Origin of the sequence: Bradyrhizobium sp. CER78 (assembly GCF_029846235.1) — a bacterium.
Classification (GTDB): domain Bacteria; phylum Pseudomonadota; class Alphaproteobacteria; order Rhizobiales; family Xanthobacteraceae; genus Bradyrhizobium.
Genome location: NZ_JARVWP010000004.1, coordinates 77,997 through 102,224 on the forward strand (window position 1 = coordinate 77,997; position 24,228 = coordinate 102,224).

Annotated in this window: 21 protein-coding genes; 7 read left to right on the top strand and 14 right to left on the bottom strand. The window is 63.7% G+C overall.

Going from position 1 to position 24,228, the window contains the following annotated elements; all coding sequences use genetic code 11:
• Positions 1–47: 47 nt before the first annotated feature.
• Together QDT69_RS09140 and dnaE are read right to left on the bottom strand one after the other, a co-directional pair.
• Positions 48–1,040, bottom strand: a complete 993-nt coding sequence (locus QDT69_RS09140; RefSeq protein WP_279706273.1) for a 30S ribosomal protein S2 — start codon at positions 1,038–1,040, stop codon at positions 48–50.
• A 410-nt stretch (positions 1,041–1,450) separates the two neighbouring features.
• Complete coding sequence (gene dnaE / locus QDT69_RS09145) at positions 1,451–4,978, bottom strand: DNA polymerase III subunit alpha (RefSeq protein ID WP_279706274.1); 3,528 nt, start codon at positions 4,976–4,978, stop codon at positions 1,451–1,453.
• Between the two features lie 1,159 nt (positions 4,979–6,137).
• On the opposite strand from dnaE, the gene QDT69_RS09150 reads away from it, so the two are divergent.
• On the top strand, positions 6,138–6,302 hold the full coding sequence (locus QDT69_RS09150; RefSeq protein WP_279706275.1) for a hypothetical protein: 165 nt from the start codon (positions 6,138–6,140) through the stop codon (positions 6,300–6,302).
• 110 nt (positions 6,303–6,412) lie between these two features.
• Here QDT69_RS09150 and QDT69_RS09155 read toward each other — a convergent pair whose 3' ends face one another.
• Entirely contained in the window at positions 6,413–7,147 is a 735-nt protein-coding gene (locus tag QDT69_RS09155; RefSeq protein ID WP_279706276.1) for an outer membrane beta-barrel protein, read from the bottom strand.
• Between the two features lie 164 nt (positions 7,148–7,311).
• On the opposite strand from QDT69_RS09155, the gene QDT69_RS09160 reads away from it, so the two are divergent.
• Both QDT69_RS09160 and QDT69_RS09165 read left to right on the top strand, forming a co-directional pair.
• Entirely contained in the window at positions 7,312–7,743 is a 432-nt protein-coding gene (locus tag QDT69_RS09160; protein ID WP_279706277.1) for a DUF3551 domain-containing protein, read from the top strand.
• A 109-nt stretch (positions 7,744–7,852) separates the two neighbouring features.
• Positions 7,853–8,134: a DUF3551 domain-containing protein gene (locus QDT69_RS09165; RefSeq protein ID WP_279706278.1), complete on the top strand. Its 282-nt coding sequence runs from the start codon at positions 7,853–7,855 to the stop codon at positions 8,132–8,134.
• Between the two features lie 108 nt (positions 8,135–8,242).
• Here QDT69_RS09165 and QDT69_RS09170 read toward each other — a convergent pair whose 3' ends face one another.
• The 10 genes from QDT69_RS09170 to QDT69_RS09215 all read right to left on the bottom strand — a co-directional run bounded on the left by QDT69_RS09170 (position 8,243) and on the right by QDT69_RS09215 (position 19,035).
• On the bottom strand, positions 8,243–8,941 hold the full coding sequence (locus QDT69_RS09170; protein WP_279706279.1) for an ABC transporter ATP-binding protein: 699 nt from the start codon (positions 8,939–8,941) through the stop codon (positions 8,243–8,245).
• 9 nt (positions 8,942–8,950) lie between these two features.
• On the bottom strand, positions 8,951–10,231 hold the full coding sequence (locus QDT69_RS09175) for a lipoprotein-releasing ABC transporter permease subunit (RefSeq protein ID WP_092114619.1): 1,281 nt from the start codon (positions 10,229–10,231) through the stop codon (positions 8,951–8,953).
• A 71-nt stretch (positions 10,232–10,302) separates the two neighbouring features.
• The gene (proS, locus tag QDT69_RS09180; RefSeq protein WP_146985719.1) at positions 10,303–11,622 is read right to left on the bottom strand and encodes a proline--tRNA ligase; all 1,320 of its coding nucleotides are present in this window, start codon (positions 11,620–11,622) and stop codon (positions 10,303–10,305) included.
• A 164-nt stretch (positions 11,623–11,786) separates the two neighbouring features.
• On the bottom strand, positions 11,787–13,349 hold the full coding sequence (locus tag QDT69_RS09185) for a CopD family protein (RefSeq protein ID WP_279706280.1): 1,563 nt from the start codon (positions 13,347–13,349) through the stop codon (positions 11,787–11,789).
• A 4-nt stretch (positions 13,350–13,353) separates the two neighbouring features.
• Positions 13,354–13,881 (bottom strand): YcnI family protein, encoded by a 528-nt coding sequence (locus QDT69_RS09190; RefSeq protein ID WP_279706281.1) that lies wholly within the window; start codon positions 13,879–13,881, stop codon positions 13,354–13,356.
• 7 nt (positions 13,882–13,888) lie between these two features.
• Positions 13,889–14,413 (bottom strand): copper chaperone PCu(A)C, encoded by a 525-nt coding sequence (locus tag QDT69_RS09195; RefSeq protein WP_279706282.1) that lies wholly within the window; start codon positions 14,411–14,413, stop codon positions 13,889–13,891.
• Positions 14,414–14,447: 34 nt separating this feature from the next.
• Positions 14,448–14,945 carry a TlpA disulfide reductase family protein gene (locus tag QDT69_RS09200; RefSeq protein ID WP_279706283.1) on the bottom strand — a complete coding sequence of 166 codons (498 nt, stop codon included), beginning with the start codon at positions 14,943–14,945 and terminating at the stop codon, positions 14,448–14,450.
• Positions 14,942–16,123 (bottom strand): sialidase family protein, encoded by a 1,182-nt coding sequence (locus tag QDT69_RS09205; protein ID WP_279706667.1) that lies wholly within the window; start codon positions 16,121–16,123, stop codon positions 14,942–14,944. The genes QDT69_RS09200 and QDT69_RS09205 overlap by 4 nt, the downstream gene beginning before the upstream one ends.
• Positions 16,124–16,179: 56 nt before the next feature.
• On the bottom strand, positions 16,180–18,540 hold the full coding sequence (locus tag QDT69_RS09210; protein WP_279706668.1) for a TonB-dependent receptor: 2,361 nt from the start codon (positions 18,538–18,540) through the stop codon (positions 16,180–16,182).
• Between the two features lie 123 nt (positions 18,541–18,663).
• Positions 18,664–19,035, bottom strand: a complete 372-nt coding sequence (locus tag QDT69_RS09215) for a DUF2946 domain-containing protein (RefSeq protein WP_279706284.1) — start codon at positions 19,033–19,035, stop codon at positions 18,664–18,666.
• Positions 19,036–19,492: 457 nt separating this feature from the next.
• Between QDT69_RS09215 and QDT69_RS09220 the strand changes: the two genes are divergently transcribed.
• From QDT69_RS09220 to QDT69_RS09235, 4 genes are all read left to right on the top strand, one after another.
• Positions 19,493–19,918, top strand: a complete 426-nt coding sequence (locus QDT69_RS09220) for a globin (RefSeq protein WP_279706285.1) — start codon at positions 19,493–19,495, stop codon at positions 19,916–19,918.
• A gap of 88 nt (positions 19,919–20,006) precedes the next feature.
• Entirely contained in the window at positions 20,007–21,038 is a 1,032-nt protein-coding gene (locus tag QDT69_RS09225) for a sugar ABC transporter substrate-binding protein (RefSeq protein ID WP_279706286.1), read from the top strand.
• A 9-nt stretch (positions 21,039–21,047) separates the two neighbouring features.
• Positions 21,048–22,550, top strand: a complete 1,503-nt coding sequence (locus tag QDT69_RS09230) for a sugar ABC transporter ATP-binding protein (protein WP_279706287.1) — start codon at positions 21,048–21,050, stop codon at positions 22,548–22,550.
• A gap of 12 nt (positions 22,551–22,562) precedes the next feature.
• Entirely contained in the window at positions 22,563–23,597 is a 1,035-nt protein-coding gene (locus tag QDT69_RS09235; protein WP_279706288.1) for an ABC transporter permease, read from the top strand.
• 463 nt (positions 23,598–24,060) lie between these two features.
• On the opposite strand, the gene QDT69_RS09240 is transcribed toward QDT69_RS09235, so the two are convergent.
• Positions 24,061–24,195 carry a hypothetical protein gene (locus QDT69_RS09240; RefSeq protein ID WP_279706289.1) on the bottom strand — a complete coding sequence of 45 codons (135 nt, stop codon included), beginning with the start codon at positions 24,193–24,195 and terminating at the stop codon, positions 24,061–24,063.
• Positions 24,196–24,228: the final 33 nt, after the last annotated feature.

The following is a 24,228-nucleotide window of genomic DNA, read 5'->3' on the forward strand; positions in this document are numbered from 1 at the left end:
GGAATAGAAGCGGCGGCCGGGCAGATCCCGGCCACGCCGCGTAACTGTTATTCCGCTTCGGCGAGCGTCTTGGCTTGGGCGACCCAGGCATCGGCGCGGCTCGGCAGACCGACTTCTTCGCCGATCTTGTGCGCGGTGTCGTGATCGAGCTCGGCGAGCTGCCAGTAGTGGAAGATGCCGAGGTCGTTGAGCTTCTTCTCGATCGCGCCGGACACGCCGGTGAGCTTCTTGAGGTTGTCGGCGGTGCCGCGCGGGCCGGCCAGCCCCTGGAAGCCGGACGGCGCCGCCGCCGGAAGGTCTTCCTGCACCGGCGATGCCGAGGCACCGATATCGATTCCGGAATCGCCCTGAGCGCGCGAGATGCCGTCGATGGCGGCGCGCGCTACGAGGTCGCAGTACAGCGAGATCGCGCGGCCGGCGTCGTCATTGCCCGGCACCACATAGGTGATGCCCTTCGGGTCCGAATTGGTATCGACGATCGCGGCGACCGGGATGTTGAGCCGCTGGGCTTCCTGGATCGCGATGTCTTCCTTGTTGGTGTCGATCACGAAGATCATGTCCGGAAGACCGCCCATGTCCTTGATGCCGCCGAGCGAACGGTCGAGCTTGTCGCGCTCGCGCTGCAGCGTCAGCCGCTCCTTCTTGGTGTAGGAGTTGGCTTCGCCCGACGAGAGCACGTCGTCGAGATGCCGCAGGCGCTTGATCGAGGCCGAGATCGTCTTCCAGTTGGTCAGCGTGCCGCCGAGCCAGCGCGAGTTGACGAAGTACTGCGCCGAACGCTTGGCCGCATCGGCAACGCCGTCCTGGGCCGAGCGCTTGGTGCCGACGAACAGGATACGGCCGCCCTTGGCGACGGTATCGCTGACCGCCTGCAGGGCACGGTGCAGCATCGGCACGGTCTGCGCGAGGTCGATGATGTGGATGTTGTTGCGGGCGCCGAAGATGTAATCCTGCATCTTCGGATTCCAGCGGTGGGCCTGGTGGCCAAAGTGAACGCCAGCTTCAAGCAACTGACGCATAGAAAAATCGGGCAGCGACATAGTGATAATTCTCCGGTTGGTTCCTCCGGAAACGTGTGAGCAGACGAGCCTTATGGCCCGGCTGCCACCGGACGGCCTTTTGAGCCATGTTTCCGTGTGAGATGGCGCGCTATATAGCGCGATTTGCGCCAGAAGCAAGGAAATACGGCCGGTTACACCGGCCGGACAGGCCCAAATCGTGCCGAAACGGCCCTGTTTGGCGGCCTAAGGGCTACCGCGGGTGCGCGCGGCCAAAATATCGAAAAACAACCCCATGCAAAGGAGCTGGCGGCGACCGGCATTGGACAAGCAGCTTAACCCGTCGGGCAAAATCACCGCCACATTTCCAATATTCCGAAATCGTGCACCCACTCCTCGCGGGCGCCGTGAAACATCGCCCTCTTTAGACGCCAAATGCGATCGCCCTACCCCTACAGCGTCTGCACGTCGACCACGCCCGCGACGGCCTTGATCGCGCCGGCGATCTGCGGCGAGACCTTGTAGCGGCCGGGCAGCTTCATCTCGACCTCGGTTTCGAGGTCCAGCATCATCACCAGCGAGACGTCGCCGTCCGCCCCCGCCATCGGTGCTGCCAGCGCGGCTGCCGGCTTCACCACAGGCGCCTTTGCGGGACCGCCCGGGGCCGGCGCGGCGTCCGGCATATTGAGGCGGCGGGCGATCGAATCGAGCGGCTTGGTGTCACGCACGAAGATCCGCAGGCCCTTTTGGGTCTTGGCCGCGGCGTGATCCAGCGGCTCCGCGTGCAGCACCCGCGCCCGCACGTCCTCGCCCTGTAGTTCGGCGCCGAGTTGCAGCAGCACGGCCGCGCCGGGCTCGAGCACATCGCGGTACTGTGCGAGGCCCTCGGAGAACAGCACTGCCTCGAAATGGCCGGTCGGATCCGACAGGCCCATGATGCCCATCTTGTTGCCGGTCTTGGTGCGCCGCTCCATGCGCGACACCACGGTTGCCGCAACCTTGCCCGCCGTGGCGCCGGTCTTCACCGCGCGCGAGAACTCCGCCCAGGATTGCACGCGCAGCCGCTTCAGCGCGGTCGCGTAGTCGTCGAGCGGATGGCCGGACAGGAAGAAGCCGATCGCATCATATTCGCGCCGCAGCCGGTCCGCGGGTAACCACGGCTCGACTTGCGGCAGCGTGATGCTGGGCGCATCCGGAGCGCTGCCGAACATGTCGTTCTGGCCCGAGGTTGCCGCCTCGTGGCTGCGCTGGCACGCCGCGAGGATCGCATCGGCGCCGGCGAACACGCGGGCCCGGTTCGGGTCCAGCGTGTCGAAGGCGCCGGCTGCCGCAAGGCTCTCGATGATCCGCTTGTTGACGGCGCGCGGGCTGACCCGCGCGGCGAAATCGGCGAGCGAGGTGAAGGCGCCCTTCTTGTTACGCTCCTCAATGATCTGCTCGACGGCTTGGATGCCGACGCCCTTCAGCGCGGCGAGCGCGTAGTAGATCGTGTTGCCGCTGACCTCGAAGGTCGGGCCGGAGCGGTTGATGTTGGGCGCCTCGACCTTGATGCCGAGCCGCTGCGCCTCGGAGCGGAATTCGGACAGCTTGTCGGTGTTGTTGAGTTCCAGCGTCATCGACGCTGCCAGGAACTCAACCGGGTAATGCGCCTTCATGTAGGCGGTGTGGTACGACACCAGCGCATAGGCCGCCGCGTGGCTCTTGTTGAAGCCGTAGTCGGCGAACTTGGCGAGCAGTTCGAAGATCGTCTCCGCCTGCCCCTTCGCCACGCCGTTCTTCATCGCGCCGGCAACGAAGATGTCGCGCTGCTTGTCCATCTCGGCGCGGATCTTCTTGCCCATCGCGCGCCGCAGCAGGTCGGCTTGGCCGAGCGAGTAGCCCGCCATCTGCTGCGCGATCTGCATCACCTGTTCCTGGTAGATGATGACGCCGAAGGTCTCCTTCAGGATCGGCTCCAGGATCGGGTGCAGATATTCCGGCTCCTCGTCGCCGTGCTTGCGCGCGCAATAGGTCGGGATGTTCGCCATCGGGCCCGGGCGATACAGCGCCACCAGCGCGATGATGTCCTCGAAGCGGTCCGGCCGCATGTCGATCAGCGCGCGCCGCATGCCCTGGCTTTCCACCTGGAACACGCCGACCACATCGCCCCGTGCCAGCATCTGGTAGCTCGGCGCATCGTCGATCGGCAGCGTCGCGAGGTCGACATGAACGTCGCGCTGCTTGAGCAGCTTGACCGCGACGTCGAGCACCGTCAGCGTCTTGAGGCCGAGGAAGTCGAACTTCACGAGCCCCGCCGGCTCGACCCATTTCATGTTGAACTGGGTCACCGGCATGTCGGATTTCGGATCGCGGTACATCGGCACCAGCTCGCTCAGCGGCCGGTCACCGATCACGATACCCGCGGCGTGGGTCGAGGCATGGCGTGTCAGACCCTCGAGGCGCTGCGCGATGTCGAAGGCACGCGCCACCACCGGATCCTCGTCGCGAAACGCCTGCAGCTTCGGCTCGCCCTCGATCGCCTGCGCCAGCGTCACCGGCGCGGCGGGATTTTGCGGCACCAGCTTGGTCAGCTTGTCGACCTGCCCGTACGGCATCTGCAGCACGCGCCCGACGTCGCGCAACACGCCGCGCGCCTGCAACGTACCGAAGGTGATGATCTGCGCCACCTGGTCGCGGCCGTAGCGCTCCTGCACGTACTGGATCACCTCGCCACGGCGGTCCTGGCAGAAGTCGATGTCGAAGTCCGGCATCGAGACGCGTTCCGGATTGAGGAAGCGCTCGAACAGCAGCGCGAAGCGCATCGGATCGAGGTCGGTGATGGTGAGCACCCATGCGACCAGCGAGCCGGCGCCGGAGCCGCGGCCCGGTCCGACCGGAATGCCCTGCGCCTTTGCCCATTTGATGAAGTCCGACACGATCAGGAAGTAGCCCGCGTATTTCATGCGGGTGATGACGTCGAGCTCGAAGGCAAGCCGCTTGCTGTAGTCCTCCTCCGTCATGCCCGGCGAGAGACCGTGCACCCGCAGGCGATTGGCGAGCCCCTCCTCGGCCTGGCGCTTCAGCTCGGCAGCCTCGTCGGCGGCGGCATCGGAACTCTGTGCGGCACCGACCGTGAAGAACGGCAGGATCGGCTTGCGGGTCTTCGGACGGAACGAGCAGCGCTCGGCGATCTCGACCGTCGAGGCCAGCGCCTCCGGGATGTCGGCGAACAGCACCGCCATTTCCGCGCGGGTCTTGAAGCGGTGATCCGGGGTCAATTGCTCGCGGTTGGTCTCGGCGATCAGGTGGCCACCGGCGATGCACAGCAGCGCGTCATGCGATTCGTAGTCGTCGCTGCTGGCGAAATAGGGCTCGTTGGTCGCAACCAGCGGCAGGCCCTTCGCATAGGCGAGATCGATCAGGCCGCCCTCGGTGCGGCGCTCCTTGTCGATGCCGTGGCGTTGCAATTCGATGTAGAGGCGATCGCCGAACAGGCCGGCCAGGCGTTCGCAGCGCGTGGCCGCCAGCGCCGCCTGCTCGGCGCGCAGCGCCAGCGCGATCGGCCCGTCGGGACCGCCGGTCAGCGCGATCAGATCCTCGGCGGCGTCGGTGAGCCAGTCGAACTTGATGTGCGGGGTCTGGTTGACCGGCGTCTCCAGGAACGCCCGCGAGTTCAACCGCATCAGGTTCTGGTAGCCGCGCTCGCGTGCCGCCAGCAGCACGATTCGCGTAGGTCCCGTCGTCGCCAGGATGCTCCGCGTATTGGGGTCGACATCGCCGAAATCCACCGCAACCTCGCAGCCGACGATCGGCTGGATGCCGTAGCCGGCCATCTTGTCGGAGAATTCCAGCGCCCCGAACATGTTGTCGGTATCGGTGAGAGCCAGCGCCGGCTGGCGGTCGGCCTTCGCGAGTTCGCCGAGCTTGGCGATCTTGATCGAGCCCTTCAGCAGCGAATAGGCGGAATGAACGTGAAGATGAACGAATCCGGCATTCGGCATGGCGGCTTATGGAATCTCTAGCGTCAGGGATGGAGCGAGTGCCAAAGCCGGAGCTCGAAAGCGTCAGACCCGACTCGCATCCCCATCGTGGGGTCTTCGCCCTGCCAAGTCCACGCCGAACGCGGTATGGCGGCAGGTCCTCCCGGTTTTCCCCAGGGGGACATTGGAGGGGTCACCAAAGGCGAGCTATGCCCCTGCCCCCATGCACATTTTCAGAACTGGGTGATCAGCTGAGCCCAAACCGCGATCATCCCGACGAACAGCGTGATCGATGCCAGCGCTGCAGCTTCCTGCACGAAAATCTTCAACATGGCCGCTCTCCCTGAACTGGAACGTATGCAGAACATTGTTCCTTTTTTGTTCTGGGAGTCAAGCAAGGGTATTGGGGCAGTTTGAAAACTGCCCTCGAAACAGTTCGCTTGGTTAATTCGGCTGATTGAGCGGCAAGACCACGCTGAGACGTGACGGGGCCGCACCTCCAATTCCAGGGCATCACGATGCAGGACCGGCCGTAAGGCTGGTGTCAGCCAGAAATGTTTAGATACAGCCACTGCAACATGGAGAGAACAGTTACCGCCCGGCGGCCTCACGGTTGCCGGGCGTTGTTCATTTGCCTCCGACAAATTCAGAAACAAAAGTTCCCCTCGTCAGGCTCGCGTAAGCCGGCGCAGCTAAGCGTTGAGCCGCGCTGAGTTCTCAGCTCAGCGAAAAGCATGCCCTTGCTTGGAGCCTCATCCGTTGGAAACAACGGGTGAGGCTTTTTCCATTTGTCCTCATTGGCCGCGTCGGGCGTCCTAACCGGGAGCATCGAACAGCTGCCGCCCATGCCGGGCGTTCCTCCAACCGTGATCCTGGTAGCTAATCGCAGGAGTGGCCGGGTGCAGTCCGAATCAGGGCGCTCATCGCGCGAGGCGGCCCTAAGGCTCATGACATTCCCCCCGTACGATTCCGGTACTCCCTGTGAGCAGCGGAAAACGCCCGGGCCAAGCCTAGGATCGCGGCGCTGAGTGCTCCGGCCTCAGCGTAAGGTCTCAATCAACAATCTCGGGGGAGCGTCGTGATGCCTCGTATCTCCACCATTCCTGGAGCAGGACTTCCTGTCAGTGTCCTCGCGATAACGCTGCTGACCTTGGCGCCCGCCAGCGCGGAAAAGATGTCCATGCGACAGCAGGCCGTCGTCAAGCACATCAAGGCCGAATGCAAGGCGAAGGCGGCGGAGCAAGCCAAGGGCTACGGCTTCGTCGAGAGGTGGCGCGCGTACTCGGATTGCGTCCACGATGCAGCCAAGACCAATAGCGGGCTCGACTTCGCCGATTTCGATTGATGGTCCAAGCTCGGTCGTTGCTCAGGTAGGAGAATCCGACAAGCCAATAAAAAACCCCGGGCCGAAGCCCGGGGTTTTCGCTGCCGCTTGGATCAAGCGAGCAATCGGTATCAGTACCTGGCGATGATCGGGCCACCGAACTTGTAGTTCAGACGGCCGAGGACCATGTCGGTGTCGCCACCGGTGTGGAAGCCAGCAACGGCAACACCGGCCGGGGTGACGAAGGTCGCGCCGTGGGTGTCTTCGAAGATGTGGTTGTATTCCACGCCGAGCGACCAGCCCTGCGAGAAGGCGAATTCGAGGCCAACACCGACCGTCGGGCTCCAACGGGTGTCGAAGCCGGTCGAGGACGCCAGGGCGCCGCCCGGTGCCAGGAACTGGTAGTTGCGATCGGTGACCGCAGCACCGCCCTTGGCGTACAGCAGGACGTTGTTCCAGGCGTAGCCGATCTGACCGGTGAACAGGCCGAACGCATCCGTCTTCGAGCGAACGACGCCGCCCGGGACGAGCAGGTTGCCGGTGCTGCCCTTGAAGTCAGCCCAGTTGCCCTGAGCTTCCAGACCCCAGACCCAGCCGCCGGTCTGCCAGCGGTAGCCAACCTGGCCACCGATGGTGCCGCCGTTGGCGTCGTAGCTGCCGACGCTGCCGACACCATCGACCGAACGGTTGTCGTGGCTCTGGCCCCAACCACCGTTGATACCGATGTAGAAGCCGGTCCAATCATAAACAGCGGCAACCATGGGCGGCGGAGCCTTGGTGTAAGGGCGAGCCGCGAGGTCAGCCGCGGAAGCAGCCGTCGCGCTGAGCGCGATCATGCTGGCGGTGACAAGCAAAATCTTTTTCATTTTCCCGTTCCAACTTTTTCTACAGGCCCCCAAGGCCGCGAGACACCGTCATAGCAGCCCCCGACGGAATTGCTGTAACTTCGCTGCAACAGGCAGGCCCAAACGACTTCGCTCAAATTTGAAGTTAATACTGTATTACATGCACTTCTTGGAACTTTTGCCACATGGCTGCCGCAGAAATTTCACAATTCGAAATCGCCTGCGCAGCAGCGCGTAAGATCGTGTTGACCGGAACCGGCTTGTCCGATTTGGATCGTCGCCGAGATCGAATCTGCGCAGCGAAGGAAATGCATATGCGGACGATGATTCTGGCTGCTGCGACGTCTGCGGTCGTATTCGCAACCCTCGGCACCGCGCCCGCCCATGCGGTCGGTGTGCGCTACCCGTTCTGCATCCAGGGCGACCGCTATCCCGGCCTGAGCAACTGCTCCTACCCGTCCTATGAAGCGTGCCTGGCCACGGCCTCGGGCATCGGGCAGAACTGCATCGCCAACCCCTATTATGCCGGCGATAACGACCCGCGCTCCTATCTGCACATCCCCCCGCGCGATCGCCGCGAGGGCAATTTCTTCGATCTGTTCTTTACTGACCGCTGATGTGGCCGAGATCAGCGCGGCAATGTGAGTTGATGCAGCACCCATGCCGGCGCCTATTCGCGCATATGCGCCGTCAGCGTCGCTGACGCCTGATTGACTGGAGATTCCGATGCGCAGCCTGATTCCGGCGCTATTCCCGGCACTTTTGGCTTTGGGTACCGTCGCCAGCGCACCAGCTAGCGCCCAGAAATACGACACGACCTCGCCGGTCTGCAAAACCAACTACCGATGGGGCGGTGAGGATACCGACTGCGGCTACACGTCGCTGGCGCAGTGCCAGGCATCGGCGTCCGGCCTTGCCGCGATGTGCATCAACAATCCCTATTATGCCGGGCCGCCGAGTGGCGGCCGCTCGCGCGAGCCTGGCCGCGCGCGGCGCTCCGGATATTGAGGATGAGAGCCTTCCCGCTTCGATTAAACGAGAACGAAAAAGCCTTTGAGCTCATCACCTTGACGCACGCTCTTCACGCGAGCCGTTAGCCACTTCACGTTAGACGGTTTATTCGAGCTCGACGACCTGCCCGTTCGACAACGACACCCGGCGATCCATCCGCGCGGCGAGCTCCATGTTGTGGGTAGCGATCAGCATCGCGACTTGGGTCGCCTTGACCAGTTGCATCAGCGCGTTGAAGACGTGATCGGCCGTTGCCGGATCCAGATTTCCGGTCGGCTCGTCCGCAAACAGCACCCGCGGTGCGTTGGCAACCGCGCGCGCGATCGCCACCCGTTGCTGTTCGCCGCCGGAGAGTTCGGCCGGACGATGGGTGATGCGGTCGCCAAGCCCGAGATAGGCGAGGATCTCGGTCGCCCGTTTCACGGTTTCGGAGCGCTTCAGGCCACGAATCATCTGCGGCAGCATGACGTTCTCGAGCGCCGAGAACTCCGGCAGAAGCCGGTGCGATTGATAGACGAAGCCGATATCGGAGCGGCGAATCTGCGTGCGGTCGACGTCGGACATCTGCGAGGTCGGCGTGCCCGCGACATAGACCTCGCCGTCGTCCGGGCTTTCGAGCAGGCCCGCGATGTGCAGCAGCGTCGACTTGCCGGAACCCGAAGGCGCCACCAGCGCCACCGATTGACCGGGCCACAGCGCGAGCTTGGCGCCGTTCAGGACCGTCAGCGTCGCTTCGCCCTGCCTGTATTCCCGCTTGATGTCATGAAGATAGACGACCGGTACGTCTTCCGCCCCCTCCGCCATGTGGGCTCCTTATTCGTACCGGAGCGCTTCGACCGGGTCGAGGCGCGCGGCGCGCCACGACGGGTAGAGCGTCGCAAGGAAAGACAGCGTCAGAGCCATGATCACGACGGCGAGCGTCTCGCCGAAATCGACCTCGGCCGGAAGCTTGGAGAGGAAATACAGCTCGGGCGAGAACAGCTCGGTGTTGGTGAGCCATGACAGGAACTGCCTGATCGATTCGATGTTCAGGCAGATCAGCATGCCGACCGCAAAGCCGGTCAGCGTACCGACCACGCCGATCGAGGCACCGGTGATCAGGAATATCCGCATGATCGAGCCTTGCGAGGCACCCATGGTGCGCAGGATCGCGATGTCCTGGCCCTTGTCCTTCACCAGCATGATCAATCCGGAGACGATGTTGAGCGCCGCGACCAGCACGATCATGGTCAGGATCAGGAACATCACGTTGCGTTCGACCTGCAACGCGTTGAAGAACGTCGAATTGCGCTGCCGCCAGTCGACCAGGAAGACCGGCCGCCCGGCCGCTTCCGTCACCAGCTTGCGGTAGGTGTCGATCTTGTCCGGATTGGTGGTGAACACCTCGATCGAGGACACGTCGTTGTTGCGGTTAAAATAGGCCTGCGCTTCGGCGAGCGGCATGAACACGAAGGTCGAGTCATATTCCGACATACCGATCTCGAACACCGCGGTGATCTTGTACGGCTTGATGCGCGGCGTAGTGCCCATCGGCGTCACCGCGCCCTTCGGCGAGACCAGCGTGATCATGTCGCCGGCATGCAGCGAGAGCTGATCGGCGAGCCGGCGGCCGATCGCAACCCCCTGCCCCTCGTCAAAGCCCTCGAGCGTGCCCTGCTTGATGTTCTTGGCGATCGAGGTGAGGTTGTTGAGATCGTCGGCGCGGATGCCGCGGATGAAGACGCCGGCGGCGTTGAACGGCGACGATCCGAGCCCCTGCCCGTCGACGACAGGCGCGGCGAGGCGAATGCCCTGCACCTGGCTGATGCGGTCGGCGACGTCCTTCCAGTCGGTCAGCGGCGATTCCAGCGGCTGCACCAGCAGGTGGCCGTTGAGGCCAAGGATCTTGTCGAGCAATTCCTTGCGGAAGCCGTTCATGACGGCCATCACCACGATCAGCGTGGCAACGCCGAGCATGATGCCGAGGAACGAAAAGCCGGCGATGACCGAAATGAACCCTTCCTTGCGGCGCGCGCGCAGATAGCGTCCGGACAGCAGCCATTCGAATGGCGCAAAAGGCGGGGTACGGACTGGCTCGTTCATGGTCTCATCCATCTTTCGATAATCCCATGATTCGGGCCAAATGTGGCCGGATTACCCCGCCGAACACGCGGCGTGAATAAACTTTAACCCGCGAGCTTCGCGACGACGTCAGCCGGGCTCATATTGTCGCGTGAACCGTCGCTGCGGCGCTTCACCTCGACCTTGCCCTCGGCAAGCCCCTTCGGCCCGACCAGAATCTGCCAGGGGATGCCGATCAGATCGGCGGCGGCGAACTTGGCGCCGGCGCGCTGATCGGTGTCGTCGTAGAGCACGTCGACGCCCTTCGCCGAGAGCTCGCGATAGAGCTGCTCACAGGCGCCGTCGACCGCGGCATCGCCCTGCTTGAGGTTGAGGATCGCGGCGCGGAACGGCGCGACCGCCTCGGGCCATTTGATGCCTGCGTCATCGTGACAGGCCTCGATGATCGCGCCGACCAGACGCGACACGCCGACACCATAGGAGCCGCCATGGATCGGCACGTCGACGCCATCGGGCCCGGCCACCATCGCCTTCATGGTGTCGGAATATTTGGTGCCGAAATAGAAGATCTGGCCGACCTCGATGCCTCGGGTGTTCAGCCGCTTTGCTTCGGGCACTTCCTGCTCGAAACGCGCGGCCTCGTGAACGTCCTCGGTCGCAGCATAGACCGAGGTCCACTGCTTGATGATCGGCGTGAGGTCGCCATCGTAATCGACGTCCTCGCCCGGCACCGGCAGATCCAGCACATCGCGATTGATGAAGACGCCGGACTCGCCGGTGTCAGCCAGCACGATGAATTCGTGGCTGAGGTCGCCGCCGATCGGGCCGGTCTCGGCCCGCATCGGAATAGCCTTCAGGCCCATCCGCGCAAATGTGCGCAGATAGGCCACGAACATCTTGTTGTAGGAGCGTCGGGCGCCGGCCTCGTCGAGGTCGAACGAATAGGCGTCCTTCATCAGGAATTCGCGGCCGCGCATCACGCCGAAGCGCGGACGCTGCTCGTCGCGGAACTTCCACTGGATGTGGTAGAGGTTGAGCGGCAGGTTCTTGTAGGACTTGACGTAGGAGCGGAAGATCTCCGTGATCATTTCCTCGTTGGTCGGCCCGTACAGAAGTTCGCGCTTGTGACGATCGAGGATGCGCAGCATCTCCGGGCCATAGGCGTCGTAGCGGCCGCTTTCACGCCAGAGATCGGCGAGTTGCAGCGTCGGCATCAAGAGTTCGAGCGCACCGGCGCGATCCTGCTCCTCGCGAACGATCTGCTCGATCTTCTTCAGCACCCGGAAGCCGAGCGGCAGCCAGGCATAGATGCCGGCCGCCTCCTGCCGCATCATGCCCGCGCGCAGCATCAGCCGATGCGAGACGATCTCCGCCTCTTTCGGATTTTCTTTCAGGATGGGCAGGAAAAACCGCGACAATCGCATGGCGTTACTCGGGAATCAGGAAAGCATGGGAAGAGCTGCAGTGAAACCGGATCGGCTGTGAAAACACAAGGCCGCCAAATAAGAAAAACCCTTCAAATCAGGCGATTTTCGGCCATTTGAACGAATTGCATGCCGCCGAAGTGCCCGGCGTGCTGATCGTGCGCTTACCTGACCTCGAAATCGTCTTCCAGTGTCACTTTCTTGAAATCGGACACCAAAGCGTCGATCTGCATGTGCCAGCGGCCCGGGACCGGCAAGGGCACCTTCTTCACGCGCCAATAGCCGTCAGATCCGAGCGCAGCGGCGCGTTCCAACGGCTCAATGCCGCGATCCGGCAGGCTCAGCGTCAGCGTCGCTTCCTTGGCCGCAAACGGGCTGGCATCGCCGTTCATCAATTGGAGCACGAAATCGTTCTGCCCGACCTTGCCCGGCGCGATCAGCACCTGGAACATCGCGGCATCGGTGTGGATGTGAACCGCGAGCGGAACGTCGTCTGACATCGCCAGCACGCGCGGTGGCGGCGTGAAGCGCCAGAGTGCAACGAGGCCGAGGATCGCGATCATCAGCACGAATTCGAGCGCGATCGAGCGCTGCAGCGGCCGCGTCCGATGAAACTCGCGCGCAATGGCCGGCGTGAACACCAGCCGATTCAGCGCGGCGAGCCCGAGCAGGACAGTGACAAGCACAAGCTTCGCGATCAGGACGTTGCCATACTCGGTGTCGATCAACGCGCCAAAGCTTTCGAGCTGGACGATCGCGAGCGCCAGGCCCGACAGGACAATCAACGCGACGACCGGCACCGCCAGCATCGAAAACCGCCGCAGCACCCGGAGCAGTGAATCCTTGCGCTGCCAGGCAAGCACGGCCAGCGGCGCGAGCGCGCCCATCCAAAACGCCAGGCCGACGCCATGGATGAACAGCGCGGTCCGCGTTAGCCATTGCGGAGCGGCGGTGGCGGCGTGGCCGCTGACCGCAAACGATAGCCCGACACAGATCATTGCGACCGCGGTGCGGATAAAGGCTGCGCTGAATGACGGGCTGCGCCAGGCAATCGCCGCGATCAGCATCGCGGCAATCGCAAGCAGCAGAGCCGGAAACAGGCTGGTGCCGGCGGCACTGGCCCACGCCGCCCATGTCAGGACGCCCGTGATCGGCAGGTTCAACAAGTCGACGCCCTGCAGGCCAAGCGAAGCGATCGCGCCGATGAGGCCGATCTTGAGCGACCACATGATCAGCCGCTCGCCGGCCGGCCCCTGCCCGATCCAGGCGGCAAAGAACACGCCGCCGACGCCGGCAAACAGCCCCAGATAGAGCGCAAGCCGCGCCAGCCAGATCAGCGCATAGAGCACGCCGTCGCCAGCTGGCACCGCCGAGCCGGTGACGACGCCGATCGAGAACAGCAATGAACCAGCAACCGGATGGCCGTCCTGCGACACCACGCGATAGCTCACCACCTGCGTGCCCTGCGGCAGGCCCGCCGGCAGCGTCACCACCACCGATTCATCGACGGCGCGGAACGCAACGTCGCGCGGCTTGCCCACTGCGTCGAGCAGGCTGACCGCGGTCGGCGCTACCGCTTCGTTGAAACGGAGCACCACCGTCTTCGGCGCTTCCGCCACCACGCTGCCGTCCGCCGGCTCGGCGCCGATCAGGACGGCATGCGCATGCGCCGCGGTCGCAACACACAGCGCCACGACGAGCGCAGCCAGCGTTGCGACGAGCCGCACGGCTTTAAGACTTCGGCAGCAGCTTGACGCCGGGCGCCGGCGTCTTGCTGCCATGGTCGTGCCCGCCGCCCTGCCCCTCAGACGGGATATCGATCCAGCGGCTGACGCCCTGCTCGCACTCCTGCACGACAGGGAAATACAGCACGGTGTTCGGCTTCAGCGTATCGGTGAGAAACGTCTGCATCACGAACTCGTCGTAGTTCTTGTCCGCCAGCTTGCCACCGCTCCAGGCGACTTCCTTGACGCCCTCGGAGAGCTTGGCGCCGTGATAGTCGTATTCGGCAGCGTATTTTCCAGTGACCGTATCGAGCGTCCAGCCGGGCTTCGGCATCGGCTTCACCCCGATCACGCCTTCCGGAATCTGCACCCGGATCTTGATCGTCGCCGATCCTGCACAACCGTGCGGCACGGCGAACACCGCCTTGTAGTACGAACCGGCCGGCGCCTGCTTTCCTTCAAGCGTGATATGGGCGATCGCCGGCGACGCTGCGAGCAGCGCCGCTGTGGCAATGAGGAGCGTGGGTGATCGCATGGCGCCCTCACATCTTCTTCATGTCCATGTGACCGGAATGGTCGCCATGGCCGGAGTGGTCGCCACCCGGCGCCTGCGCACCGACGGCCTGCACATCGAGCGAGACCGCGACCTTGCCGGCCTTCTCGAATTCGAGCGTGACCGGCACCTTGTCGCCCTGCTTGAGCGGGCTCTTCAGGTCGAACATCATCAGATGGAAGCCGCCAGGCGCGAGCTTCACGGTCTTGCCCGGCTCGATGGCCAATCCCTTGTCGAGCGCGCGCATCTTCATCACGCCATTGTCCATCGACATCTCGTGAACTTCGACCTTGCCGGCGACGTCGGCTGAGCCTGAAACAAGACGATCGGGTGTCGAGCCCTTGTTCTCGATCGTCAGGTAGCCGCCGCCGATCTTGGCGCCGTTCGGCGTCGCGCGCGTCCACGCCTGCGTGATCACGAGGTCGCCGGCCTTGACGTCCTCGGCACGCGCGGACGTCGACACAACAGCAGCAGTCAGCGCCGCGAGCGCGAGGATACGAGAGAGTTTCTTCATGGCGACGGATTCCTTTCAGGTTGAAGTCGTCGTGTTATCGGGTTGCTGCGGCCTGGGTGTCAGACCATTTGTTCAAATCGGCGATTTCGGCCGATCCTTCGATTGTCGTGATGGTGCCGTCCCGGGCGATCAGCATGGTTCGCGGGATATCGCCCTGCCAGGCAGGATCGATCTCAAATCTCAATCGTTCGGCGAACCCATCGCCGAAAATCCAGTTCTCGGCCGACGCCAGCCCCGCGCTATTCAGCATCGATCGGGTCGCCTCCGGCAGGTTTGGAACCAGATCCGCGCTGATCGTCACGACGTCGATACCAGGATGATCCTTCATGAACCCTCCGAGCTGCGGCAGCTCGACCTTGCAGGGTCCGCAGGTCACGCCCCAGAAATGCACCAGGGTCGGGTGGCCGGCATGCGCATGCAGCAGCTTTTGCCAGCTGCCGCGCTCGAACGGCTTTGGCGCGCCCTCACCTGCCGCGAGTGCGGACGGCAGCGTTGCGAGCAGCATAAGAGCAGCAAGCAAATGACGCTTCATGGTTCGCCCTCGATCGCCTGAAAATGATAGCCGTCGGCCTTCGTCATCCACGACAGGTAGGTTTGCCGGCGGTCGGTCACGAGCAACGGATGATCGGAGCTGTCGGTGGTGTCGGCTATGACAGCTGGTTTCGACCAGGTCGCTCCGTCGTCGTGCGAGGTCATCAGATTGATCGACGTCTTTTGCCCATCGAATTCCTTCCAGGCCATCGCAAGCCCCTGCGGGCCCGCGATCACCTGCGGCCGTGACGGGCTGTGGTTGAGCTGACCAATCGGAAGCGGATCGGAGAAGGTTTTGCCGCCATCGCGCGACCGCGCGTAGAACAGGCCCTTGCGTGCCTTCCCGTTGGTGTACCAGGTCACGTGATAGGTTCCGGCGGGCGAAATGGTCAGGCTGGGACCATGATGCGGACATGCCGCGATCTGCCAGTCGTCGCGGCTCACCCGATGCACCTCGCCTGATGTCGCCAGATCGGTGAACGTCACGATCGCATGGTCGCGGACACCGCCGTCGAAGATGTTGCGAAACACCACCACCGGATGGCCTGAGCCGTCGAACGCCAAAGCGAGACGGCAACACTCGCAGGTGTTGTCGGCAGCCATCCGCGCATCGGAATAGGTCGCGCCACCGTCCTTCGATGACGCGAAGAACAATCCGGCACCGTCATATTTCTCGCCGCGCTGCTGCGCCGGCGCACGGTTGCGCTTGTCGAGCCAGACCGCGAACACGGCGCCGGTAGGATCGAAACCGATGGCTTCGAACCGTTGGCTCTCGTTGTTTGCAGTGATCGGCTTCGGGGGATCAAAGCTGTGCCCGCCATCGGTCGAGCGCGTGGTCAGCACCTGGCCATTGAAGGCCTGATCGCGAAAGATCGAGAACGCCAGCGCGATGTCTCCCTTGGCATCGATCGCAAGCTTCGGCCGCGCGTCCGGCCCCCAATCCAGGTTGAGCCGGTCCCGCGTCACCTGCACCGGCGCGGAAAAGCTTTTGCCCTGATCCATCGAGCTCGCGACGGAAATCTGACCTCCGGCCATCCACGCCAGCCAGAGCGTCCCGTCCGGCGCGAAGGCCGGAGTGACCTTGCTCGCGCAACGCAAGACGGTTTCCTCGCACGCCGCTTCCGAAGCGTGCTGATGGCTCATTTGCGCCTTGGCGAGGTTCGGATAGGCCGCGAGCATGGCTGTCGCAAGCACGATGCGAACAGCAGATTTGCAAGAAATCATCGATGCGCTCCTCATTTGAACGCGATCTTCATGCCCGCGACAAACGCCCGCGGCGAACCGGCATAAATCGAGTTGGGGTTGTTCGCCAGTATGCTCGCAGGATTTTGAACGCCTGCCGCCGTCACCGAGTTGGCGATATTGTTCGCGGAGGCGATGTAGGTTCGATCGAACACATTCCGCACCTCGAGATACAGGTTCAGCGACTTGAAATAGTCGGAGATCAGATCCGTCGTGTAGTGAACATTGAGATTGACCAGCTCGTAACCCGGCGCCCGCAGCAGATTGGCGTTGTCCATATAGAAGCCATCCTTCCACTGGACCTCGACGAACCCGCCAAGCCCCTGCAGCGGCCCCGACGGCTGGTCATAGCCAAGCCGTGTCGTCAGCTCATTTGGCGAGACGCCGGGAATCTTGTTGCCGGCGCGATTGAAGCTGAAGACCGCGCCATTGGTGATGTTCTCGACATATTCTGTGTAGACCTCATCGAGATAGGTATAGGCGGCCGAGAACCGCCAACCCGGCAGGAACTTCCAGTCGGCGGCCAGTTCGACACCGCGATGTTCCGACCGCGGCGCATTGAACGTGTAGGTGATCCCCGCCCGCGGCGTTGCCTGGGAGACCAGCTCGTCCTTGAAGAACTCGTAGAACCCGGTGACGCTGACCTTGACCGCGTTGTTCGGCGTCCAGTCGGCGCCGAGGTCGTAGCCGAGGTTCTTCTGCGTCCGCAGCTGGGTGTTATTACCGGACGAGCCGTCCGGCAGGATGAACAGGTTACTGACCTGCGGCGTGCCATATCCCGTTGCCACCCGGCCGCGGAATTGCCACTCGCTGTTCAGGCGGTAGAGCAACGCGAGCTCGGGTGCGGTGTTCTGGAATTGTCGGTCCGCCGTCGTGATCGCCGTGGTCGTCGCCCCGGCCGCGCCGGTATAGGTATAGCCGGTGTTTCGCCCCGTGAGATTGGTGGTCTCCCAACCAATGCCGGCGACCGCCGTAAGGTCAGGCGTGAGCTTCAGTTCCTCGCGCGCGCGAAGGCCGTAATTCGTCGTCGTGCTGAACAGGTTGCTGGACAGGCTTCCCAGAGTCGCATTGCCGCCCGGCATCACGTTGCGGGTGTCGCTCGAAGCCGTGAGCGTGTTGTAGAAGCCACCGAAATAGGCGGTGGAATCCATCCCGAAGATGTCGCCGCGTCTGACGATGTCGCTCATGTAGTTGTAGGACGGGAAGTCGCCGATCGCGCTCGTCGATCCTGTCGGCTGGTTGATGTTGCGGTCGTCGAAGACGAACTGGTTGCGCCAGGTGGTCTGGTTGTCGAAATCGTGCTCCCAGCGACCGCCAACGATGGTGCGGCGATCGTCGCGCCCGAGGCCGGCTTGAACAGCGGTCTCCTTGTCGGTGCCCGCCGCCGAATTGAAACCGTTGTTGAACAGGGTCACGGTTCCGCATCCCGGCGCGGCCGTAGCGCCGGTGGTGCAGCCCTGCTGGAACGGGTTCTGGTTGAACTGGTTGAGCGACGAGCGGATCGGCAGGCGCGCCGTCAAATCGTTGTTGATCAGCTTGAACGTGAAACGGTCATCCGGCGTCACCTGCAGGGTGCCGAGGAAATTGACGGTCTGGGTGTTGAACCAGCTGTTGCCGAGATACCCGTCGCCGCGGGTGTCGCTGGCGAACAACGAGCCCTCGAAATTGCCGACCTTCTTGCCCGCGGCCAGATAGTTGTTGAGATAGCCAAAGCTGCCGCCATCGACGCCATATTCGACGCCGTCGATCGTGCCGCCCGGCCGGGTCCGGAAATTCAGCGCACCGCCGGTCGCGTAATTGCCGTAGAGCGCCGACGACGGGCCGCGGACGACGTCGATCGCGCCATAGGCATGCGGATCGATCAGATCGCTGCGCGACAGACCGTCCGGCTGGGTGACCGGGAACCCGTCATCGAAGATGACGAGGTTGCGGATGCCAAAACCATTCCGGGCATTCGATCCCCGGATCGAAATGCCGAAGTCGCGCGGACCATTGCCCTGCTTGATCGAGATACCCGGACTGTCGCGCAGCACGTCGGCGACGGAGAACGACGGCCGGTTGTCGAACTGGCTGCGGTCGATGGTGGTCTGTGTCTGGCCGGCCGGCGCCTGGTTCAGACCGTTCCGGGCCGGTGCAGCGGTCTCTCCCGGCCTCGCGGCGCGTGATGTGTCGGCGGCCACCGCCGGCGCCGCGCGCGGCTTGGGGGGGCGCCGGACGGATGCCGCGCGAACGCGGGGCTTCTGCGTGACCGGCTTGGCACGCACCGAAGTCTGGGGCGCCTCGACCGTGACGGAGGGCAGTGTCGTTTGGGCCTTCGCCCAACAATTGATCGTGGAAAGGGCCGCGCCGAGCATCAGCGCACTTGCCCTGCCTCGCGGTTGAAACCGAAACATGGATGAATCCTGACACCGGCTCTCTGGCCGGCTTGTTCAAGGGCACTCTCCGGCGCGGCACGCGCACCGGCAGCGACAATCTCGTCAGGAAAACAGCGGCGGAGCGCGGGCTTGCGCGGCAAGATGCGCCCGCGAACGATCGAACTCGCTGGCGAAATCCAGCCAGACGATCCGGCTTGGCACGCGCGGGGCGGTCTGCGCTGTGACTTGCGGGTTATCAACGGGAGCACCGGTCTGCAGCACGCTGCAGGCCGAGCAGCAGCCGTCATGGGCGTCATGACCGGTCTGGTCACCTTGCCCGCCGCCTGAGCTGGCATCGCCGTGGCAGATGGTCGCCACCCCGAGCGGATCCGACGCGGCAAGGCTCGCCGCCCAGCACGCCCCGATCGGTGCAAAAATCTGCACCAGCAGGGCAACCAGGACTATAGGCAGAAAATTCTTCAGCCGCCGGCGCATCGCAAACCCATCCGGGACGGAACTAACCACCAAGGGCGTCGAAAGTCGAGATCGCGGACACGCCCGGCTTCTTCCAGCCGACGGAATTTGCCGAACGTGACGTTGATGCCGCGGCTGCCTCGCAACTGGTCGTATCTCCTTACCCCGTCACGGGTTTTCACACGAATGTCATAACCGGCAGAGGCTCCATCCCAATCATTTCGCAAACTGCTCGAAATTTGAACAATCGTTGCCGAAAATGATGACAAGGCTGGAAAGATAGTCTACCAATTCGGGCGCAGGTCAGCCGCGAGGTGTGTCCTGGTGGTCCAAGTCTCGGGAGGAGCCCGACGCGCACAAGCAGCGTCACCCCATCAATCAAGATCAAATCGAATTTTTGGGGCAAATAGGGTCGACACAATTTTTGGAGCAGGGCTTGCAGCCCTGCTCTTTTTTTGTGTGATGATCGCATCAAGCAATGACCTCATCATCGAATCCGATCGAACGCAGTTTCGAACTCGCGGCAGCGGCTTGCGATGATCTGACGCCGCACGTGTACCAACGGTTGTTTCGCGAGCATCCCGAGGCGCAGACGATGTTTCGCACCGAAGGCAGCGAGCCGGTGAAAGGCTCGATGCTGGCGTTGACCATCGAAGCCATCCTCGATTTCGCGGGCGAACGTCGCGGGCATTTTCGCCTGATCGAGTCGGAGGTGTTCTCGCACGACGCCTACGGGACGCCGCGCGAACTGTTCGTCGCTTTCTTTGCGGTGATTAGAGACTGCCTGCGCGACATTCTCGGCGAGCAATGGTCCGCGGACATCGATGCTGCGTGGCACAAGCTGCTCCGCGACATCGAGGCCATCGTGCTGCAGCAGACACATCTCGTGGACGCGAGGGCGTAGCGTCACCGTTCCGATTGTGACACACTCCCATTATCCGCGGCGCGTGCAACTGACGCCGACGGTCAGAAAAACGAAGAGGGAGCAAACAATGCCAGGCACCGACAAGGGGATGGATAAGGCGTCGACGACGCGGCGCGACCTTCTGCAAATGGCGGCGGCAGGTGGAGCCGGCCTGCTCGGCGGAATGGGCGTGACGACGTCCGCACTCGCAGCCGAAATGGGACGTTCGGAAAAGCCGCTGAAGGCCGCATTCTCCAATGCCGGACTGCAGGCGACGTGGTGCGCACAGGGTAAGCAGGCCGCCGAGTTCTGGGGCAAGCTGTTCAACGTCGAGGTCACCTGGTTCGACGGCCAGCTCGACGCCGTCAAGCAGCGTGCCGCCATCGACAACATGGCCTCGCAAAAATGGGACTTCGTCGCGATCCAGGCGTTCGGCATCGGCACATTGACCCAGCCGGTGCAGAAGATGATCGACGCCGGCACCCCCGTGATCGACATGGACACGCTGATTGCGCCGCTCGACCAGATCAACGTCCATTCGTTCCTCGCCCCCGACAACGAGTTCATGGGCGCCTCGGTGACGCAGGCGCTGTGCAACGCGATCGGCGGCAAGGGCAAGGTCATCATGACCCAGGGCGCGCTCGGCCACACCGGCGCACAGGGCCGCGCCAAGGGCTTCAACTCGGTCGTGAAGCAGTTCCCGAACATCGAGGTGCTGGATACCCAGCCCGCCGACTGGGACGTCTCCAAGACTGCCCGGCTCTGGGAAACCTACCTGACCAAATATCCGCAGATCGACGCGGCTTTCTTCCACAATGACGACATGGCGCTTGCGGCCTACAACATCATGAAGGCGCACAACCGCACCAACATCCTGATCGGCGGCGTCGACGCCATGCCGCCGGCGATCCAGGCGGTCAGCGAAGGCCGCATGTTCGCGACCGTCCGCAACCCATCCTGCCGCATCCATGGCGGCGCGATCGTCGCCGGCGTTGCCGCCGTGGTCGGCGGCGAGAAGAGCGGCCAGGGCATTCCGAAGAACGTCGTGACCGACGGTCCCGTCGTGACCAAGGCCAATGCCGCCGGCATGCAATGGATGGAGGATCACTTCCTGATCTGAGCGGGCCTCATGTCGCAGGGACGCTCCCCGATCCTCGAGTTGAACCAGATCACGAAGGCCTTCGGCGGTGTCGAAGCCCTTCGTGGGGTCGACTTTGCACTGCACGCCGGCGAGATCCATGGTCTCGTCGGCGAGAACGGCGCCGGGAAAAGCACGCTGATGAAGATCATCGCCGGCGTGCACCCGGAATTCTCCGGCCGCTTCATGCTGGACGGCAAGGAGACCCGGTTCCGCTCCACCCGCGACGCGCATGCCGCCGGCATCGGCATGGTGCATCAGGAGCTCAGCGTCGCGTCGGATTTGACCGTCGCCGAGAATGTCTTTCTCGGCAACCAGCCGACCAACAGCCTCGGCTTCGTGCAATGGCGGCGGATGGCGCGCGAGGCCGGCGAGCAGCTCTCCCGGTTTGGCATCGACGTCGATCCGATGACGCGGCTCGGCGACCTGCCGATCGGCCTGCAGCAGCTGATCGAGATCGCCCGCGTGCTGTTTTCCGGCGCGCGCATCATCATTCTGGACGAGCCGACCTCCGCCCTCTCCCCGCCCGAGGTCGAACGCCTCTTTACTACGTTGCACAGGCTCCGCGACGAAGGCACCAGCATCGTCTTCATCTCGCATTTCATCGAGGACATCCTGCGGGTCTCCGACGTCGTGACCGTATTCCGCAACGGCCGCAAGATCGCCGAGACCGCTTCCGCCGACACCACCAAGGGCGCGCTGATCGAGGCCATGATCGGCCGCGGCGGCGAGGCGCTGGAACACAGCTACACCGACGACCTGATGCTCCCGCAATCGGGCGGCGGCGCCGCTGTCCTGAAGGTCGATCAGCTATCGCTCGGCCGTACCCTGCAGGACGTCTCGTTCGAGGCCCGCGCCGGCGAGGTGCTCGGCATCTACGGCTTCATGGGCTGCGGGCAGTTGGAGCTGTCGCGCATCCTGTTCGGCAAGCTACGGCCCGACGGCGGCACGCTTGCGGTCGACGGCGCCGCGAGGACATTTCGCAGCACCGCAGCCGCCCGGCGGGCCGGCGTTGCGCTGGTCCCGGAGAGCCGGCGCGCGATGCTGTTCCACCAGGAGCCGGTCTACAAGAACATCTCGATCAGCGTCCTCGATCGGATCTCGGCGGTGCTGCTCAAGCCGGTGCGCGAGCGCGCCATCGCCCAGCGTCAGGTCGAGCAGTTGCAGATCAGGCCGCCGGTGGTCGGCCTCGATCTCGGCATGCTCTCCGGCGGAAACCAGCAGAAGGTGGCGCTGGCGAAATGGCTGACCTACCCGCCGCGCCTGCTGGTGCTGTGCGAGCCGACCCGCGGCATGGATGTCGGCGCCAAGAACGACGTGATCAACATCGTGCGGGACCTCCGCGCCAAGGGACTGGCGATCATCGTGCTGTCGACCGAGCCGGAGACGGTGCTGTCGCTGGCCGACCGCATTCTGGTGCTGAAGCGCGGCGCGGTGGTGCGTGAATTCGCGGGTGAGGCAGTCAGCAAGGATCGGCTGCTGGAAGCCGCGTGATGGAGAAACATGATGGCAAGCAGTGACAGCGCGACGAGCCCGGCCGATCACAAGCGGCCGCGCGGGCTGGCGCCGTTCCTGCGCTCGCAGATGCGCAACATCGCGCCGTTCCTGACGCTGATCTTCCTCAGCGCCTTCTTCGCGATCGCGAGCCCGTCGTTTGCGACCATCGACAATGTCGGCAACATCCTGACCCAGGTGTCGGTCACCGGCATCATCGCGGTCGGCCTCACCTTCGTGATCCTGTGCGCCGAGATCGATCTGTCGATCGCCAGCATCGCCAACGTCACCGGCATTGCGGTGGCGTATTTCACGCTGCAGGAATCCTACGTCAACATCGCCAACGTCCCGATGCCCGGCACCGTCGCGATCCTGCTGGCGCTGGCGCTGTGCGCGCTGCTCGGCCTCGTCAACGCGCTGGGGCTGACCATGATCGGCATCCCCTCCTTCATCATGACGCTCGCCATGATGCAGATCGCAGCCGGCGTCTCTGCGCTGCTGGTGCGCGGCCAGATCGCCTACAAGGTGCCGGACCTGATCACGACGCTCGGCTCGGGCTCGATCGGCGGCATTCCCTGGATCGTGATCGTCGCCGCGGTGATGCTGCTCGGCGGCCATCTCGTGCTGACCTACACGCGGTTCGGCCGCTACGTCTACATGGTCGGCGGCAACCGCGAGGCTGCGGAATTCGCCGGCCTCAACGTCAAGCTCATCCTCGGCAGCGTGATGGTGATCTCGGCGGTGTGCTCGGGGATCGGCGGCATGCTCGGCGTCGCCCATTTCGGCAGCGCGCAGCAGAACGAGTTCGACACTTATCTGCTGGATTCGATCGCGGCCGTCGTGGTCGGCGGCACCAGCCTGTTCGGCGGCCGCGGCGGCATCGGCAACACCATCGTCGGCCTGTTCGTGCTCGGCGTGCTCAACAACGGCCTCGACCACGTCAACATCGACAGCTTCCTGAAGATCCTGATCCGCGGCCTGATCCTGCTCGCGGCGCTGATCATCAACGTCTACGCGCAGCGGCTACGGGAACAAGCGGCGGATTGAGGACACCAGACTCATCGCGAGAAGCGACAGCCGCAATCCGATGTCATCGCCCGGCGAAGGCGGGTGATCCAGTATTCCAGAGACAGTAGTGCCTGAACCGAGACGCCGCGGCGTACTGGATCGCCCGGTCGAGCCGGGCGATGACTGCTGAGGGATGCCCTGCTGCAATTGCGTGAAAATTTCCGAACAGGTCCGCCGAGCCGGCGCTAATCTCTGGCGGGCAGCGGAGGGTTACGCCTTTGTCAGCGTCGACGGCACATCGGGAAATATGCGGGAGGTTCGGCAGGACAATCGCCGTTGCAGTCGGTGTTGCTCTCAGCCAGGCCGCAGCAGCAGCACCGCCCGATAACCCGAATCCGGCGCTTGCCCCATGGTTTGAGAGCCTGAAGCAACCGGGCACCGGTGCATCGTGCTGCTCGATTGCGGATTGCCGAACGGTCGAGTTCCGGCAGGACCGGGACGGCTACGAGGTATTGATCGATAGTCGCTGGAAGCTGTCGTCGCCATTCTGGCTGCGGGTCCCGCCGAACAGGATCATCAACAGAACCGACAACCCGACGAACCGCGCCGTGGTCTGTTTCACGCCTGAGGCCGGCATTCTCTGTTTCGTGCGTCCGGCCGAAAGCTAGTC

Coding starts and splice junctions, on each gene's coding strand:
- QDT69_RS09140 (WP_279706273.1), bottom strand. CDS start 1,040: ATGTCGCTGCCCGATTTTTCTATGCGTCAGTTGCTTGAAGCTGGCGTT.
- dnaE (WP_279706274.1), bottom strand. CDS start 4,978: ATGCCGAATGCCGGATTCGTTCATCTTCACGTTCATTCCGCCTATTCG.
- QDT69_RS09150 (WP_279706275.1), top strand. CDS start 6,138: ATGCGACAGCAGGCCGTCGTCAAGCACATCAAGGCCGAATGCAAGGCG.
- QDT69_RS09155 (WP_279706276.1), bottom strand. CDS start 7,147: ATGAAAAAGATTTTGCTTGTCACCGCCAGCATGATCGCGCTCAGCGCG.
- QDT69_RS09160 (WP_279706277.1), top strand. CDS start 7,312: ATGGCTGCCGCAGAAATTTCACAATTCGAAATCGCCTGCGCAGCAGCG.
- QDT69_RS09165 (WP_279706278.1), top strand. CDS start 7,853: ATGCGCAGCCTGATTCCGGCGCTATTCCCGGCACTTTTGGCTTTGGGT.
- QDT69_RS09170 (WP_279706279.1), bottom strand. CDS start 8,941: ATGGCGGAGGGGGCGGAAGACGTACCGGTCGTCTATCTTCATGACATC.
- QDT69_RS09175 (WP_092114619.1), bottom strand. CDS start 10,231: ATGGATGAGACCATGAACGAGCCAGTCCGTACCCCGCCTTTTGCGCCA.
- proS (WP_146985719.1), bottom strand. CDS start 11,622: ATGCGATTGTCGCGGTTTTTCCTGCCCATCCTGAAAGAAAATCCGAAA.
- QDT69_RS09190 (WP_279706281.1), bottom strand. CDS start 13,881: ATGCGATCACCCACGCTCCTCATTGCCACAGCGGCGCTGCTCGCAGCG.
- QDT69_RS09195 (WP_279706282.1), bottom strand. CDS start 14,413: ATGAAGAAACTCTCTCGTATCCTCGCGCTCGCGGCGCTGACTGCTGCT.
- QDT69_RS09200 (WP_279706283.1), bottom strand. CDS start 14,945: ATGAAGCGTCATTTGCTTGCTGCTCTTATGCTGCTCGCAACGCTGCCG.
- QDT69_RS09205 (WP_279706667.1), bottom strand. CDS start 16,123: ATGCTCGCGGCCTATCCGAACCTCGCCAAGGCGCAAATGAGCCATCAG.
- QDT69_RS09210 (WP_279706668.1), bottom strand. CDS start 18,540: ATGCTCGGCGCGGCCCTTTCCACGATCAATTGTTGGGCGAAGGCCCAA.
- QDT69_RS09215 (WP_279706284.1), bottom strand. CDS start 19,035: ATGCGCCGGCGGCTGAAGAATTTTCTGCCTATAGTCCTGGTTGCCCTG.
- QDT69_RS09220 (WP_279706285.1), top strand. CDS start 19,493: ATGACCTCATCATCGAATCCGATCGAACGCAGTTTCGAACTCGCGGCA.
- QDT69_RS09225 (WP_279706286.1), top strand. CDS start 20,007: ATGCCAGGCACCGACAAGGGGATGGATAAGGCGTCGACGACGCGGCGC.
- QDT69_RS09230 (WP_279706287.1), top strand. CDS start 21,048: ATGTCGCAGGGACGCTCCCCGATCCTCGAGTTGAACCAGATCACGAAG.
- QDT69_RS09235 (WP_279706288.1), top strand. CDS start 22,563: ATGGCAAGCAGTGACAGCGCGACGAGCCCGGCCGATCACAAGCGGCCG.
- QDT69_RS09240 (WP_279706289.1), bottom strand. CDS start 24,195: ATGCCGGCCTCAGGCGTGAAACAGACCACGGCGCGGTTCGTCGGGTTG.